The sequence below is a fragment of the Paenibacillus chartarius genome (assembly GCF_042432825.1).
GTDB classification, from domain to species: Bacteria; Bacillota; Bacilli; order Paenibacillales; family NBRC-103111; genus Gordoniibacillus; species Gordoniibacillus chartarius.
In genome coordinates this window covers 17,676-33,056 of sequence record NZ_JBHLWN010000103.1, presented here as the reverse complement: position 1 = coordinate 33,056, position 15,381 = coordinate 17,676, and the positions used below count along the sequence as shown (strand labels likewise).

The 15,381-nt window shown below is 53.6% G+C and carries 11 protein-coding genes; 8 read left to right on the top strand and 3 right to left on the bottom strand.

Annotation, left to right across the window (positions count from 1 at the left end):
- Window positions 1–63 precede the first annotated feature (63 nt).
- Window positions 64–576 carry a DUF2798 domain-containing protein gene (locus tag ACFFK0_RS25750; RefSeq protein ID WP_377473348.1) on the top strand — a complete coding sequence of 171 codons (513 nt, stop codon included), beginning with the start codon at window positions 64–66 and terminating at the stop codon, window positions 574–576.
- Window positions 577–586: 10 nt separating this feature from the next.
- On the opposite strand, the gene ACFFK0_RS25745 is transcribed toward ACFFK0_RS25750, so the two are convergent.
- Window positions 587–1,639 carry a hypothetical protein gene (locus ACFFK0_RS25745; RefSeq protein ID WP_377473346.1) on the bottom strand — a complete coding sequence of 351 codons (1,053 nt, stop codon included), beginning with the start codon at window positions 1,637–1,639 and terminating at the stop codon, window positions 587–589.
- Window positions 1,640–2,110: 471 nt separating this feature from the next.
- Here ACFFK0_RS25745 and ACFFK0_RS25740 point away from each other — a divergent pair, with 471 nt between their 5' ends.
- Complete coding sequence (locus tag ACFFK0_RS25740; RefSeq protein WP_377473344.1) at window positions 2,111–3,706, top strand: glycoside hydrolase family 28 protein; 1,596 nt, start codon at window positions 2,111–2,113, stop codon at window positions 3,704–3,706.
- Here ACFFK0_RS25740 and ACFFK0_RS25735 read toward each other — a convergent pair.
- The gene (locus ACFFK0_RS25735; protein WP_377473342.1) at window positions 3,703–4,545 is read right to left on the bottom strand and encodes an AraC family transcriptional regulator; all 843 of its coding nucleotides are present in this window, start codon (window positions 4,543–4,545) and stop codon (window positions 3,703–3,705) included. The genes ACFFK0_RS25740 and ACFFK0_RS25735 overlap by 4 nt on opposite strands.
- Window positions 4,546–4,656: 111 nt before the next feature.
- Between ACFFK0_RS25735 and ACFFK0_RS25730 the strand changes: the two genes are divergently transcribed.
- From ACFFK0_RS25730 to ACFFK0_RS25720, 3 genes are all read left to right on the top strand, one after another.
- Complete coding sequence (locus tag ACFFK0_RS25730) at window positions 4,657–6,225, top strand: glycoside hydrolase family 43 protein (protein ID WP_377473340.1); 1,569 nt, start codon at window positions 4,657–4,659, stop codon at window positions 6,223–6,225.
- 468 nt (window positions 6,226–6,693) lie between these two features.
- Window positions 6,694–9,006: a helix-turn-helix domain-containing protein gene (locus tag ACFFK0_RS25725; protein WP_377473338.1), complete on the top strand. Its 2,313-nt coding sequence runs from the start codon at window positions 6,694–6,696 to the stop codon at window positions 9,004–9,006.
- Complete coding sequence (locus ACFFK0_RS25720; protein ID WP_377473336.1) at window positions 9,003–10,493, top strand: extracellular solute-binding protein; 1,491 nt, start codon at window positions 9,003–9,005, stop codon at window positions 10,491–10,493. Before ACFFK0_RS25725 ends, ACFFK0_RS25720 begins: the two co-directional genes overlap by 4 nt.
- A gap of 551 nt (window positions 10,494–11,044) precedes the next feature.
- Here the strand turns inward: ACFFK0_RS25720 and ACFFK0_RS25715 are convergent.
- The gene (locus ACFFK0_RS25715; protein WP_377473334.1) at window positions 11,045–11,458 is read right to left on the bottom strand and encodes a hypothetical protein; all 414 of its coding nucleotides are present in this window, start codon (window positions 11,456–11,458) and stop codon (window positions 11,045–11,047) included.
- Window positions 11,459–11,746: 288 nt separating this feature from the next.
- Between ACFFK0_RS25715 and ACFFK0_RS25710 the strand changes: the two genes are divergently transcribed.
- The 3 genes from ACFFK0_RS25710 to ACFFK0_RS25700 all read left to right on the top strand — a co-directional run bounded on the left by ACFFK0_RS25710 (window position 11,747) and on the right by ACFFK0_RS25700 (window position 15,235).
- Window positions 11,747–12,712, top strand: a complete 966-nt coding sequence (locus ACFFK0_RS25710; protein ID WP_377473333.1) for an ABC transporter permease — start codon at window positions 11,747–11,749, stop codon at window positions 12,710–12,712.
- A gap of 34 nt (window positions 12,713–12,746) precedes the next feature.
- Window positions 12,747–13,619 (top strand): carbohydrate ABC transporter permease, encoded by an 873-nt coding sequence (locus tag ACFFK0_RS25705; protein ID WP_377473386.1) that lies wholly within the window; start codon window positions 12,747–12,749, stop codon window positions 13,617–13,619.
- 86 nt (window positions 13,620–13,705) lie between these two features.
- Entirely contained in the window at window positions 13,706–15,235 is a 1,530-nt protein-coding gene (locus tag ACFFK0_RS25700) for an extracellular solute-binding protein (protein WP_377473331.1), read from the top strand.
- Window positions 15,236–15,381 lie beyond the last annotated feature (146 nt).

Here is a 15,381-nt window from a genome sequence, read left to right as displayed (position 1 = left end):
ATGTGACGCCTATCGATATCGCTATAATAACTTGGGTATTGATAAGAAGGGATGATGACAGAGATGAACAATGAGAACAAACCAGAAACAAGATTGCCTAGAAACGGAAAGGAAGGCTTCATTTTTTTATTGATTGTTTCATTCATTTCCGTAAATACGATTGCGCCGCTGATTACGGGATTGGAACGCGGCTTCAGTAAAGCGGTGTATCTGGATACGTTAAAAGTGCTACCGATCATGTGGGTCATCGTCATGCTGTCCGTAAGGCTGATTGCCGAGCCGATCGCCGGTAAGCTGACGCCGAAGTTCGCGGGGCAGACGGATGGATTTAACGCCAGAGTGCTATTACATACTTTATTTACTGTAACGGTAATGTCGCTATGGCTATCCATTATTGGAACTTGGGTTGGTATGAAACAAATAAGCTTGCAGCCGTTTGAAAATTTTGTTCGTATTTGGCCAAGAAACTTTGGCGTAGCATTTTGGATTGAACTGTTGATCGCACTTCCTGTCGCCAGACTCGCCATGAAAACATTGCACGCAAGACAAGCGAGGAAGGCTGGCGGGGTGCAGTAAAGAATACCTCCTAAGATGCATCCTGCTCGAGGTCAGGGGCGTGATCAAGCTTATATAAGGCGTAGATGAGAGCATTCTCATGCTTTAAGCTGGCTTCAACATCAATATAGGCGTAAAAAGCGAACGGATCGTGAGTTGGTACGGTATTCATTTCCAGGTTGGCCATGACGACCATCGGGTTGCCCGACATCGGCTCGAATCGGATATATGTTATTTCATTTATGGTTGTTACCTCTTGAAGACGGCCCTGAAAGGCCCGGACGATGTGATGCAGCTTCCACTGCTGATCTTCGCATTGGAAAATATAAATAATTTCATCTTGCAGCCCATTGTTGAACGAGCGTTCGAGGGTAACCTCGATCTGATGGTTCGCAACATATCGGTATCCCGAAACCGCATATCTGGTCAAAGAGATTGACTTCCTTTGATTGTAGGCTTTAATCTCGGTAAGCATATCGTCTACAGACATATCCTGAACCGCTCTTAATTGCAACGTAAAATAAATTTCCTTAATGAAGTTATCCGTCATCAAGCCCCGTAAAGCCGTGATACGGTGAAACTCCTTCATATAGGCTTGCAAGGCCTTTACGACCTGGCGATCCAACGGCCGGTTGTCTTCCTGACTGAGATAGTCGATGTAGCTGTTAATGCGTATAGTCATGATCATAAAAACGACGATCAAGGCAAGCTCTAGAGTGAAAGTCAAAAGCAGCGTTACATGTTCATATTGGTCGAATATCTTATTCAACACTCGGACGGCGAAACCAGCTCCAAGGGAAAGGATGTAAAAATATATGACGCTTTTCCGGATGGTTTTCGCTGCTTGAATGGAATAGCGCCTCATTTGCTCGCCTAACTTGTTAAACGTATCTGCAAAGCCGAACAACTGGATAATGGGCATCATTCGCAAGACAGCGCCGATTGCCGATATCTCGTACAGCGGATTCAATCTTCGAACGATGGAATGGACCTGATAAAGCCAGACTAAGTAATACAAATAAAGAGAGGCTACAGTTATGTAAAAGATATCGGACAGCATATCGGCAAACGCTGCGAAATACATGTAATAAACCGGCGAATCGAAAGCGGCAAGCAAATCAAGGACGAGCAGGATGACAAGGAACGCACCGGATAATGCCTGGAGTAATAGCTGCAGGGAGCCTATACGAAAAGTTTTTACCTTGGACATATCGATCCACCCTATTAGTGAAGTTTATATCATTCCATTATTCGGCAAAATTGCTGCATTTCCTTCCCCCAGGGAGGCTTGCAGAGCGATAGCTTCCAACTCCGCGATTGCCCTTCGGACGTTCTTGATTTTTGCCTGCAATAGTGCGTCCATAACCGTTCGACCTTCGCCCCTTGCTGTAGATTCGTCACAATATATCCCGCTTTTCCGGTCTTCCCGTATTTGCCGGACAACAATCATCAATTTTATTCCAAACGGTCAAGGTTAAACTAACCTTATAAGCACATCGTTGCTCTATACTGAAATGGACATGAAACCTTATCGAAGAGATGGGAAGGGAATGCCATGAATTCGCAGAGCACGACTACGGAAAATCATTGGACGATGCCGGAAGTGCAGCTTCCGGAAATACCGAACCGGTCCGTGAGGATAACCGACTTCGGCGCAGTGGGGGACGGCCGGACCGACAATACGGAAGCTTTCCGCCGGGCGATCGAAGCATGCACCCAAGCCGGCGGAGGCAAAGTGGTCATACCGCCGGGGCTCTGGCTGACCGGGCCGCTGACACTGAAGAGCCGGCTGGAGCTTCATGCGGAAGAAGGGGCGACCGTGCTGTTCAGCAAAAAGTTCGAAGACTATCCGCTGATCGCATCCACTTTCGAAGGCAAACCGTCGATCCGCTGCCAGTCGCCGCTGGACGCGGAAGGCGCTGAGCATATTGCGATTACGGGACAAGGTGTATTCGACGGCGGGGGAGAAGCGTGGCGGCCAGTGAAGCGCTGGAAAATGACGGAACCGCAGTGGAACCGTCTCACAAGCTCCGGCGGCGTTGTCGATGAAGCGGCGGAGATGTGGTGGCCGAATGAGGCCGCGATGGGAGGGCGCGCCAATGTCGAACGGCTTATGGCGGAAGGGAAGACGGAAGCGGCCGATTACTTGCCGTACCGCGACTACTTGCGGCCTAACCTGCTCAGCTTCCGGAGATGCAGACATATTTTGCTGAATGGACCGACCTTCCAAAACTCGGCGGCGTGGAATTTGCATCCGTGGGCGTCGCAGCATGTGACGATCCGTAATGTAACGGTGCGCAATCCGTGGTATGCCCAGAACGGCGACGGGCTGGACCTCGATTCGTGCCGGTATGCGCTTGTGGAGCATTGCACGTTCGACGTGGGCGACGACGCGATCTGTATGAAATCCGGCAAAGACGAAGCGGGCCGCGCGCTCGGCATTCCTTGCGAGTATGTAACGATCAAGGATTGCATCGTCTACCACGGGCACGGCGGATTCGTCATCGGCAGCGAAATGTCCGGCGGGGTCAAGCACGTACATGTCAGCGACTGCACGTTCATGGGCACCGATATCGGGCTTCGCTTCAAGAGCGCTAGAGGACGCGGCGGCGTTGTCGAGAATATCGTCATCGAACGAATTCGAATGACGGATATCGCCCATGAAGCGATCTCGTTCCACCTGTTCTACGAAGGGGTGGAGGGCTCGGGATCGGCAAGGGACGAAATGTTCCCGATCAACGAAGGGACCCCGGTATTCCGCAACATTTCCATCAAGGATGTTTTCTGCACCGGGGCGGAGAAAGCATTTCTTGTGAACGGGTTAGCGGAGATGCCGCTGGAAGGAGTGACGGTGCGCCATTATACCGCAACGGCCCGGCAAGGTGTCATCTGCCATCACGTCAAGCGGCTGGTGCTGGAGGATATTAGCCTGTACACGGCAGAAGGCCCGCTTGTGAAGCTGCACCGTAGCAAGGACGTGGAGATCGTCCGGCTCGGCGGAGCGGGCGGCGCGGCGGACCAAGCGATGCTGGCTGTATCCGGCGGCTCGTCCGCCAACATCGAATGCCGCGACCCGCGGACGGCGCCTTCGCAACGGAGCGTGACCATCGCCCCTGACGTGGAAGGCCAAGCGGCGGTCCGCCTCAGCTAGTAGCGATTCTCCTGCCTGTAGTGCAAAGGGGAAATTCCGGTCACCTTCTTGAACGTTTTGTTGAAATGGGAAATGTGCTCGAAGCCGACCTGCTCGGCTACGGTGTGCACCTTCTGTCGCGTCGTCCGGAGCAGCTTCTGGGCTTCGCGGATGCGGACCACTCGAATATATTCGCTGATATGGAAGCCGGTCAGCTTCAGGAAGATGCGGCTTAAATAAGCCGGGCTGATATAAAATTGTCTCGCCAAGAGCTCCAAAGTAAGCGGTTCGCGGTAGTTCGAGTGAATATACGACGTAATTTCCGACACCTTCTGGTGCATCGGATGGCTGGAGCCGGGCGCCACGGGGCTGACCGCGTTCAGGCGGTGCAGACGAATAAGCAGCTCGAGGAGCAGCTGGCGTACATAGCTGTCGTGTAAGGGCTGCTCCTCCTTGCACTCCCCGACTATTTGCAGCAGAAGCCTCTCGATTTCGGGCTGCTCTTTGCGGGGGAGCCGCAGCAAGGTCGATTGCTGGAACGGAGGCATCCTCAGGATGTCCTTGCCCGACTCGCGAAGGAATTCCGGAGTGAAATGAACGAGCACCCGCTCGAATTGCTCGACCTCGGAGCTGGCGGTGGAATGGAGGTCATGCGGAACGACAACGACGATGTCGCCTTGCTGGGCGGTGTATACGTTGCCGTTCATAAAATAGACCCGTTCCCCCTCCAGCAAATAGTACAGCTCGTAGAACGTATGCGAATGCGGGCGCGGCATGGCGGAGAACCCGGTGCGGCGCATTCGCTGAATGGCGAACGATGCGCCGTCGATGATGTATTTTTTATCGATCAGGTCGTTCATTTGGACAGCCTCCCTTGTCGGTAGAAGCAACAAATGCCAAATTAACCGGTAAAGCGTTGGTGAATTGAACTTATTTTAGCATATATTTGTGCTGCAAAGGAGAACACAGATATGAACGTTAGCGGCAATGCGGCAAGTCCGGTCTGGTACGCCGATTTGGGCAATGGCGAGTACCGCAATCCGATTCTATACGCAGATTATTCCGACCCGGATATCATACGCGTTGGAGAAGACTATTATATGACAGCCTCGAGCTTCAACAGCTCGCCGGGACTGCCGATTCTGCATTCGAAGGACCTCGTGAATTGGACGTTGATCGCACATGCGGTTGACCGGCTGCCCGGCGGGTACGACGATGTCGTCCGGCATGGAGACGGCGTCTGGGCGCCTAGCATTCGGTACCATGCGGGGAAGTTTTGGATTTTCTTCAGCGCGCCGGACGAAGGCATCTACATGACCAATGCAGCCGATCCGGCCGGGCCTTGGTCGCCGCTGCACCTGGTAAAGGAAGTGAAAGGGTGGATCGACCCTTGCCCGTTCTGGGATGAAGACGGCCAAGCTTACCTCGTACACGCTTTCGCCAAGAGCCGAACGGGAATCAAGCACAAGCTGAAGCTGTGCCGGATGCATCCGGAGGGCACCTCGCTGCTGGATGACGGAGAGATCGTCTTCGACGGAACGCAGGATCACCCGACGATGGAAGGGCCGAAGCTTTACAAGCGAAACGGCTACTATTACATCTTCGCCCCTGCCGGAGGTGTGCCGACCGGGTGGCAGACGATCCTTCGTTCCAAGCACATTCAGGGGCCGTACGAAGACAAAATCGTGCTGCATCAAGGGGACACCGAAGTCAACGGACCTCATCAGGGAGGTTATGTAGAGCTCGATAACGGCGAGTCGTGGTTTGTTCATTTTCAAGACAGGGAAGCGTACGGCCGAATTCTTCATCTACAGCCGATGCGCTGGGAAGACGATTGGCCGGTCATGGGCATCGATACGAACGGGGACGGGATCGGCGAGCCGGTGCTCGTTCACAAGAAGCCGAATGTCGGGCGGGAGTGGCCTGCGGCCGTTCCGGCAACGAGCGACGATTTCGAAACTACGGTTCTCGGGCTGCAGTGGCAGTGGCAGGCGAACTGGAGGCCCGAATGGTACTCCCTGTCGGCGAACCCGGGACATCTGCGCTTATTCGCCCGGCCGCTTCCGCCTGAAGCAGCAACCTTGTATGGAGCGCCGAACGTGCTGTGCCAGAAGTTCCCGGCACCGGCGTTCTCAGCGACGGCGAAGCTGACGTTCAAGCCGCAGACGAGCAGCGAGCTTGCCGGCTTGACGGTATTCGGACACGAGTACCGGTACTTGGCGCTCCAGCCTTCCGATGCCGGGCTCCGGCTCACATTCGTCAAGGGGCAGGGCGACAAGACATCCTCCTCGGAGGAAACGGCGGAGAGCATCGCGCTGCCGGCCGGCACCGACACGGCCTTCCTCCGCGTCCAGGTCGTACTGGAGGCGCTCTGCACGTTCCAGTACAGCTTGGACGGCGAAACGTTCGAATCGATCGGGGAACCGTTCGCGGCAGTGCCCGGTGGCTGGGTAGGTGCGAAGCTCGGTCTGTTCTGCATTCGGCAGGCTGACGGGACGGACGGCGGTTACGCGGATATCGATTGGATGGTTGTGGAATAACGTTTCCGTGGTTTGGACCAGGAGGCGATCGAGTTGAGTGCTGCTCACCTTGGTCGCCTCTTTGTGCGAATGCATGAAGGTAGGCGAAATCCTTTTCATGTTGACGATTCATCTGACGCTTTTGTGCCGATCGTTTTAGGCTGATGGGGAACGGTTTGAACGAAACTCAAGCCTTTGTCACTTTTAGGGAACTCATACGCAAGCAAAAAGTTATCTTGTGCATATTGCGTGAAACGCATCCAGCGTAGATGATGCAAGTATGCGGCGCAAATGCAACCGCACCGCAATCGCAGCCGATAGGGCTTACCCGCCAATAGGAATAATGAATAAACAACTCGAACGGTCCGGCAGCAATTGCCGTTATGTTATATAATGATTACTTGAAGGTTGTTTGAGGCGTACCCCCACATATGATTTGAGATTGTTTCAACGTCAGCTATCGAGAAACGGCACACAGGAGGAATCAAGTTGAGCAAGTATTTGTTGCGGCTATTGTCCTACAGTCTGATCTTGGGAATACTTCCTGCCGTCTTCATCGGTATCGTCTCCTATTTTATCGCATCCGGAGATATTGAGAATAAAGTGAAAGAAGCGAATATGCAGTGGTTAGCCCAGACTCAGATGAGGGTGGAGCAGATGCTGAGCTCGATCGAGAAGTCGGCGACCCAATTCGCCAATTCCTCGATTGTGAAGAATTCGATGAATGCTTCATATGCCGCTTCGGATTTTGAACCGATCCGCAATCTCTCTCAAGAGCTGTATAATCTGCAATCGAGTGAAGCCGTCATTACGCAGGCATATTTAGTCAATCTCGAACGCAGATGGGTACTGAACCTGCATACGCTGAAACCGCTCGATCAGATGGAAAACCGGGAAGAACTGGAGGGTTACGCCAAAGGGCCAAGAAGTATCCAGTGGTATTCGGGAATGACGACTTCGAGCGGCGGAGATTTGTCCGAACCGACGGAGACGATCACGCTGGCCCACAAAATCCCGATACTCCCGCAAACGGATACGCCGCAAGGCATACTCGTCATCCGCATTGTCGCATCCGAAATTACTAATGCGCTTTCATCGTTGAATACATCGGAACGCAGCTATGTCCTGGACCGTTCCGGGGCCGAAATCATAACGTCCGAACAGAATAAGGAAATGTATGCCGACATTAACCGTGAGGTGAACGAGCGTTTGAAGTCGGATACGTCCGAGCGCAGCGGGCTGTTTCATTCGAGCCTGAACGGCGAAGAGGTTGCCGTGCTGTACCGTTCGTCCCACTATAACAGCTGGACGTATGTTTCCGTCGTATCGATCGCGGAGCTGAAGAAGGAATCCCGGAAGATCGCCGAGCTTACCGTGCTGGTTTGTGTAACTGTCCTGCTGATCGTCCTTATCGCCGCCCTTTACGGGACCCGCCGTATGTACCGACCTATCGGCAATTTATTCGAGGTGGCCAGGGGGCTCGGCCCCTCCGCGCAGGAACAGCCGGGTTCGCACAAGAGAGATGAGCTCGAATTCATCAAGAACAGCATGCAGTCCCTGGCTGTGTCCAGGGATCGTGTCGAGCAGCAGCTTCTGGGACAGGCAAGCCACCTTAAGGAATTTTTCGTATTAAAGCTGTTCACGGGCCAATTGACGGAAAATGACTATGTATACCGTTCCGCTACGTTCGGCTTCCCGGCAGGCTGGAAACGGCTCGGCGTGCTTGCGCTGCAGATCGATAATCTTCAGGAAACCCGTTACGGAGAGCAGGACCGGGAGCTGCTGCTTTACGCGATCGGCAATATCGCCCAGGAAGTGCTGCCGGCATCGATCCGTTTCACCCCGATCACGATCGATCAATCCCAGGTGACTCTGATTGCCACGGACGAAGAAGAGACGGAGGGGGTCAAGAGCATTCTGTATGCGTGTGCGGAGAGCATCAAGCGCAACGCCGAGCAGGTGCTGCAGGTCAAGGTGAGCATCGGCATCAGCAGCCCGTTCGAGCAGCTGATGGGTACGGTCAAAGCGTACGGGGAGAGCCTGTCCGCCTTAAAGGCAAGAATCAGCCTCGGCCCGGAAATCATCGTTCATTACGGGGATATTGTGAACAGTCCGGGCACGGTCCAATACGAATATTCCCATCTGAAGGTGCTGGAGGAGAGGCTCGTTTACGCGATTCGGGAGATGCAGCCTAGCAGCGCCTCGGACATCATCCAGCAATATTTGGATGCGCTGCTGTACAAGGACGGCTCCCTGCACGAGCATCAAACGCTGCTCCTGCAGCTGGTGTCCCGTCTACTGCAAATCGTACAAGATCAGGGCATTTCGATTCAGAAGGTGCTGGGGGAGAATCGGGGCATAGAAAAACTGCTCCATCTGCAAACCCGCGAGGAAATTATTCATTGGTTCGAATCCAGGCTATTCGATCCGCTCATTCAGGTGCTGTCCGAAAAGTCCGAAACGCAGTATATCAAAATTGCCGACAAGCTGGTGAACATGATCAAGGAGCAGTACGACCGGGAGATCAGCCTCGAATCATGCGCCCAGCTGCTCAATTACCATCCCGTTTATTTAAGCCGCATTTTCAAGAGAGAGATCGGCATGCCGTTCAGCGATTATTTATCGGACTATCGGATGAAGATGGCCAAGGTCATGCTCGAGACGACCGATATGAAAATCGCCGAAATCGGCGAGAAGCTGCAGTACAAAAACATCAGCTCCTTCATCAGAAGCTATAGGAAGACGTACGGCACCACACCGGGAAAATATCGCGAGAAGATCATGGAGGGGAGCACCGAATGAAGACGTATTCCGCTGTCCTGATCGTCATTTTGCTTGTTTCCGGTACGCTGACGGCTTGCGGCCGGTTAAGCGGCGGCGGCGAGAAGCCGTCCTCCGAGCCATTTTATTTATCGATTGGGGCCGGCCTCACCGGCGAGCTTCCTCCCAAAAATAATGCTGTTGAGCAAGAGATCGAAGCTTATACGAATACGAATCTGCAAATCCAATGGATTCCGCAATCCGCTTACGACGACAAGGTCCGGCTGATGATTGCTTCAGGCGAGCTTCCGAAGCTGATTAAGATCGCCTACTCGCCGACGTATATCGCAACGCTGAAGGCCGGACAATTTTGGGAGCTGGGTCCGTTCCTGAAGGACTACCGGAATTTATCGGCGCCCGACAAGCGGTACTATGACAACATCTCCGTGGATGGCAAAATTTACGGCATTCCCGTATTCCGCAGTCTCGGCCGCGCCGTCATTCAATACCGCAAAGATTGGTTCGATAAGCTGGGCCTTAAGGTGCCGGTTACGCTGGATGACTGGTATCGGGTCATACGCGCTATGGCGCTGGAGGACCCTGACGGGAACGGGAAGCGCGATACGTACGGCTTGGTGCTGGACAAACGCTACAACCAGGATGTCAGCTCCACGTTAACCCGATTTTCGGTATCTCAGGGCGGTCCGAACAAGTGGAAGGTAGAGGACGGCCGATTCACCCCGGAGTTCATGACGGAGCCGTTCTATGAGACGATGAAGCTCTTCAGGCGGCTCTATCAAGAAAATTTGATCAATATGGACTTTGCCGTCGTCGATACGATTGAAACGGTGAAAATTTATGATTCGGGCCGCGCCGGCATTCAGGTTAGCGGCGGCAATGCGCAGACGTGGCAGGATAAGCTGGTGAAGTTCGTGCCGGACGGTGTTGTGGATGCGGCGCCGCTTACGGGCCCAAGCGGGATCAGGCTGCCGGGCGAGCCGGGGAATGCCGGATTTCTCGCGATTCCGAAAGATTCGGTGGGGTCGGAGGAAGAGGTGCGCCGTATTTTGGATTTCTTGAATATGCTGCTTGAACCGTCGATGCAGACCGTTATTTCCAAAGGAATTGAGAACCGGCACTATACGGACAAGGGCGAGTATACGGAAGTGATAGACCGGACCTTGGATCTTAAGGAGGTAAAGCCTTACCGGGATATGCTGCCTTATTTGGGGGATGAGGAAGCCGCCATCAAGCCGAGCATTCAGCCCGGACTGTTTCGCAAAAATCAGCAGATCGTCAAGGCCTATCAATCTTATATTGTGACCAACCCGGCACTGACTCTGAATTCGGAGACGTTTGCGGAGCGGGGAAAGGAGCTGGATACGATGATTACGGATGCGGTGACCAAATTCATCATGAGCAAAATCGACGAAGCCGGCTGGAAGGCCGAATTGGACAAATGGAAGCAGGCGGGCGGCGAACAGCTGATCCGGGAATATGAGAAGTCATACAGAGAGCTGGCAAAATAACGAGTGTAGCGTGGCGCGGTGGAGGAGCTACGGAGCGGACGCCGCGGAGGAGCTTCGAGTCGGACGCTGCGGTTGATTAACGTGAACAGAGTGCGGTACACAGGGGCATGCTTCAAGGAGAAGGCGCTGGTGTCCACGCGAAGTAAGCGAACTACACTTCGAAGCATTTCGTTGAGTGGTGGATATAGCGGCCGCCCAACTTCGAAGTACTCTGGTAAGAGTGTTCCTATACTTGCTGAACGAGAGATAACTTGAATAATGTGGATGGCTTGTGAGAAATAACGGTTTTCGTGTCCTTTATTTTGCTCTGTACTGGCCGTCATAAAGAATTAGAGGACTTTGAGGGAGCTAAAGTAAAGCGATCTGGCCAAAACTAACCCATTTCCAGCAATTGTCGCTCATTAGGGCCTTCAAAGTCCGCTATAATGCAGGAAACCGGCGAAATCCACAGAATAGCGCCCCTAAAAACCGTTACCTGCCAGCGAAACTAGTGTACATTTAACGTCCCATCGTTCCATCCCCATCCACCCCCGCCAGACTCGCAAACCCCGTTAACCCACCAACCCAAGCCCGCCAAACCCAGCAATCGGAGTCACCCCCGGCACCCCCAACAAACCCAACAAACCCAACAAACCCAACAAACCCAACAAACCCAACAAACCCAACAAACCCAACAAACCCAACAAACCCAACAAACCCAACAAACCCAACAAACCCAACAAACCCAACAACCCCGGCAAACCTACCAATCCCCGCAACCCCGCCAAACCCAGCAACCCAGCAACCCCGCCAAACCCAGCAACCCAGCAACCCAGCAACCCCGCCAAACCCAGCAACCCAGCAACCCAGCAACCCAGCAACCCCGCCAAACCCAGCAGCCCAGCAACCCAGCAACCCAGCAACCCCGCCAATCCCACCAATCCCATCAACCCCATCAACCCCATCAACCCCACCGCACCACCCATAATCCAAAATCCGCCCCATCCCCGAAACGTTCTCCTTACCTCTTACATGTACAGCGAAAAGTAGGCGCCCCGTTGTGAGCGCAGTAAGTCCCCGGTCCCACACTTATTGGCAACCACCCTTATTTCCCCGTATACAGCGTGGTTATCCGACGCACATCCACAGGTTAAGCCGTGATTATCGGGGGCCGGTAGCGCCGCTGAACGGCAGTTGGTTATGTGAGCGGTATAGCCGGACACGGCGGACTGACCCGATAATCGGTTGCAGAAGCCAAATAGGAGGTTGCAGAGATGAAGCAAGAGACGGCTCTTCTTGCAGGAAAGCCGGCCGTGCAGCAGCGCAAGGGCAAGTTCGGCATCCTGCTGAGGGATATCATTCGGGACAAGTGGCTGTACCTGATGCTGCTGCCCGGAGTGCTGTATTTTCTAATTTTCAAGTACGTGCCGATGTATGGGGTTACGATGGCGTTCCAGGATTACAGGCCTCATTTGGGTTTTGTCGGCAGCCCGTGGGTCGGGTTCAAGCATTTCGCAAGATTTTTTTCCGAGCCGCAGTTCGGCATGCTGTTCCGCAATACGGTCATATTGGCCGTGTATAACCTGGTATTTTTCTTTCCGATGCCGATTATTTTGGCCCTCATGATGAACGAAGTGCGGCGGGCTAAATTCAAGAGCTTCGTGCAGACGCTTGTCTATATTCCCCATTTCGTATCGTGGGTTGTCGTAGTAGGGATTTTCTATATTTTGTTTACGACCGAGAACGGGCTGTTGAACGAGCTGCTGTTCCAATTGACGGGCAAGAAAATTGCGTTCCTGCTCGAGGCGGAATGGTTCCGGACGATGATCATCACCCAATCGATCTGGAAAGAGGTCGGCTGGGGAACGGTTATTTTCCTCGCGGCTCTGGCCGGCGTCGATCTGCAGCAATATGAAGCGGCCCGCATCGACGGAGCCGGGCGCTGGCGCCAGCTATGGCATATTACACTTCCGGCGATCCGCAGCACCATTATTATTTTGTTTATTTTGCGGCTGGGCAATTTCCTGGACTCCGGCTTCGAGCACATCTTCCTCATGCTGACTCCGACGAACCGCGAGGTCGGCGAGGTGTTCGATACCTACGTTTACACCAAGGGCTTGACGCAAGCGCAATACAGCTACAGTGCGGCGGTTGGCCTATTCAAATCGGCGGTCGGCCTCGTGCTGGTGCTCGGGTCCAACTGGCTGGCCAAGAAGTTCGGCGAAGAAGGCATTTATTGAGGCCGCGCCGCAAGAAAGGACGGAAATATCCATGATGATTCAAGATAAAACGCTGGGCAACCGCATCTTCGACATTGTGAACCATACCCTGCTGCTGGTCATTGCCCTCGTCTGCGTAATGCCCTTTGTATACGTGTTAGCGGTCTCCTTCGCCAGTCCGGCCGAGGTGGCCAGAGGCGGCTTGATCTTACTGCCGAAGGAATGGTCGCTTGCGTCGTACCGGTATATCTTCTCAACGGATACGCTGTTCCGCAGCATGCTCGTTTCCATCTACATCACGGTTCTGGGCACGCTCATTAATTTATTGTTCACTTCGCTGATGGCGTATCCGCTGGCGAAGGCGCATCTGCGGGGCCGCCAGTTCATTCTGCTCGCCGTTTTGTTTACGATGCTGTTCAGCGGGGGCTTGATTCCGACTTATTTTGTCGTGAAGGCGCTCGGTCTGACGAACTCGCTCTGGTCGCTGATGATCCCGAATGCGATCAGCGCGTTCAATCTGATTGTGCTGAAAAATTTTTTCCAGCAGATCCCCGACGGGCTCGAGGATTCCGCCCGTATCGACGGCTGCAACGATCTGAGCGTGCTGTTCCGGATCGTGCTGCCGCTGTCGCTGCCGGCTATGGCCACCTTCGGGTTGTTTTATGCGGTCGGCCACTGGAACCAGTTCTTTAACGCGATTCTGTATATTAACGACAACACGAAGTGGCCGATTCAAGTGCTCCTCAGAGAGATCGTCATATTGGCCTCCAGCAGCATCGGCGACAATACGATCGATAACACGGAAATACAGCCGCTTACAATCCGGATGGCGGTCATCGTGTTTGCCACCGTTCCGATTTTGCTCGTGTATCCGTTTCTGCAGAAGCATTTTGCCAAAGGAGTTATGCTCGGTTCGGTCAAGGGCTAGCTTCGCGGCAGTTCGCGCTATGAGCCTCCGTACGCAGCTTCGTATGGAGATGACATAGAAATCAAACAACATGGAGGGGTAAAAAGATGAAGAAACAACTAGCATTGATGATGGGCGGAGCGCTGCTGGCGACTACCGTTCTGTCCGCCTGCAGTTCGGGCGGTGAGCAGGGATCAGGCGCCGGCACAGGAGATAGCGCTAACCCGGCGGCGGAGGATACGAAGCCGTTCGACTTGTCGATCGTCGTTCACCAGGTGGGCGAAATTCCGCCGAAGGGCAATCCGATGGAGGCGGCAATTGCGAAATATACGAACACGAATTTGAGCTTTCAATTTATTCCGACAGCGGCTTATGACGAGAAGATCAACGTGATGATGGCTTCCGGCGAGCTTCCGAAGCTGATGAAGGTGAGCTATGTGCCGAACATCATCAATGCGATGAAATCGGACTTGTTCTGGGAAATCGGCCCGTATCTCAAGGATTACAAAAACTTGTCCGCGCAGCCGCAGCCGTATTATGACAATATTAAGGTCGACGGCAAGCTGTACGGCATCCCGGTATTCCGCGACATGGGCCGCGCCGTCGTCCATTACCGCAAAGACTGGTTCGACGCAGCTGGCCTGAAGGTGCCCAAGACGCTGGACGATTGGTACAACGTGATGAAGGCTGTGGCGGAAGGGGACCCGGATAAGAACGGCAAGCGGGATACGTACGGGTTTTTGCTGGATAAGAACTACAATCAAGGAACGGCTTCCACGCTCACCCGTCTCAGCGTAGCTCAGGGCGGCCCGAATAAGTGGAAGGTGGACGACCAGGGCAACTTCACGCCGGAGTTTATGACGGATGAATTCGTCGCCACAATGAAGCTGTTTAAGCGGCTGTATGACGAGAAGCTGATCAATCAAGATTTTGCCGTGGTGGATGCCACTACGAACGATAAAACGTATGAATCCGGACGCGTGGCCCTCCGCATTTCCGGCGGCAATGCCCAGTCCATGCTAACGAATCTGATCAAGGTGGTACCGACAGCGGCCATGGACGCGGCTCCACTGGAAGGGGCGGCCGGCATCCGGGTACCGGGCGAAAGCGGGAATGCCGGGATACTGGCCATTCCTAAGTCCTCGGTCAAGACGGAAGCGGAAATGAAAAAGGTGCTGACCTTCCTCGACAAGCTGCTGGACAAAGAGATGGTCAACCTGATCAACAAAGGGATCGAAGGCAAGCATTACAAGGTGGAAGGGGACTACACGATACCGCTGGATAAGGATGCCGACGCCAAGGAAGTGAAGCCTTATCGCGACACGCTGATCCAACGCGGCGAAAATTACAATATGGATAAGCCGATGAAAGAAACCGAGCTGTTCCTGAAAAACAAAAAGATCGTCAGCGAAAACGATAAATATGTCGTGAACAATCCGGCTCTGACGCTGATCTCGGACATGTACAACGAGCGCGGCAAAGAACTGGAGCAGATGATTACTGACGCCGAAACGAAATTTATTATGGGCAAAATCGACGAAGCCGGCTGGAAGGCGGAAGTCGAAAAGTGGAGAAAGGCCGGCGGGGATAAGATGATGGAGGAATACAAAGCGGCGTACTTGAAGACGAAAAAATAATGGTGCAAGCGGTCTCGAAAGCCGTCTTATACAGCTGTGAAGCTTGATAAGGCGGCTTTGAGATGTGGCCGGTCCGAAACCAAGCCATACGCCGGAGCCAAACGCGCGAAATGCGTCTGCAAATAATGTTAAGCGTTTACATCATG